Here is a 1,304-nt window from a genome sequence, read left to right as displayed (position 1 = left end):
GGGCGTTCCCCCTGATGTGTGGACATCGAAGACACTGGATCTTGATGGTTCAGGAGAACGGAGTCCCCGTGGGGATGAAGCACTATCCGCCGGAATTCAAGGCGGACGCGGTCGCGATGTATCGCTCGCGGCCCGGAGCGACGATCGCCTCGATCGCCGCCGATCTGGGTGTCAATGCCGAGACACTGCGTAGTTGGATCCGCTCTGCGGACAGGAAGGGCAAGGGCGGGACGCCGAGACCGGCGAGCGGATCGGCCCCGGCCACGCCGTTGGAAGCGGAGAACGAAGCCCTGCGGAAAGAGAACGCGGAATTGCGGCAGGAACGCGAGATCCTGCGTCGGGCGGCCAAATATTTCGCGGGCGAGACGCGCTGGTGAACCGCTTCCAGTTCGTCGCCGACCACCAACGCCGATACGGCGTCAAGCGGCTCTGCCGGGTCCTGGAACTCTCCAGGTCAGGGTTCTACCGATGGGCGAACGCGGCTTCGGCTCGCGCCTCGCGCGCGGATTCCGACGCGCGTCTCGCCGCCCGGATCCGCCGCATCCACACCGAGTCCGACAAGACCTACGGCTCCCCGCGCGTCACCGCCGAGTTGCGTGACGCCGGACTTCGAATCAATCACAAACGGGTCGAACGCGTCATGCGCGCGCACCGCATCGTCGGTCTCCACCTGCGACGCAGGCACCACACCACGATCGCCGACCCCGCGGCCGCGACGGTGGGCGACCTCGTCCACCGCGACTTCACCGCCGACACACCCAACCGCAAATACGTCGGCGACATCACCTACCTGCCAGTCGCCGGCGGCAATCCGCTCTACCTCGCGACCGTCATCGACCTGTGTTCACGGCGCCTCGCCGGCTGGGCGATCGCCGACCACATGCGAGCGGACCTGGTCGTCGACGCCCTGCACGCCGCAGCCCGCACCCGCGACGGCGACCTTCGCGGCGCGATCTTCCACAGCGACCACGGCTCCCAATACACCTCTCGGGCGTTCGCCGACGCCTGCCACGAGGCGGGCGTGACCCGCTCGATGAGCGCGGTCGGCAGCTCCGCCGACAACGCGGCCGCCGAGGCGTTCAACGCGTCCTTCAAACGCGAGACGCTCCAAGGCGCCAAACACTGGCCCACCGCCCGACAGGCCCGACTCGACACCTTCCGCTGGGCCAACCGCTACAACACTCGACGCCGCCACTCCCACATCGGCCAACTCAGCCCCACCAACTACGAAGCCGAGCTTCGGGCGATCTCACCTACACTCGCAAACGCCGCATAGACGTGTCCTCACATCGGGGGGAAGCCCC

At 67.6% G+C, this 1,304-nt stretch carries 1 protein-coding gene; it reads left to right on the top strand.

Annotation, left to right across the window (positions count from 1 at the left end):
* Positions 1-68 precede the first annotated feature (68 nt).
* A protein-coding gene (locus tag ACZ4FV_RS52380; RefSeq protein WP_465328551.1) for an IS3 family transposase occupies positions 69-1,276 on the top strand; the annotation gives its coding sequence in 2 pieces (ribosomal slippage) (positions 69-357 and positions 357-1,276; 1,209 coding nt in all).
* The last annotated feature ends 28 nt before the right edge of the window (positions 1,277-1,304 follow it).

The organism is Embleya sp. NPDC025285 (assembly GCF_055558835.1).
Note: the sequence above shows the minus strand (reverse complement) of the source record. Positions and strands in the feature narration are given on the sequence as shown.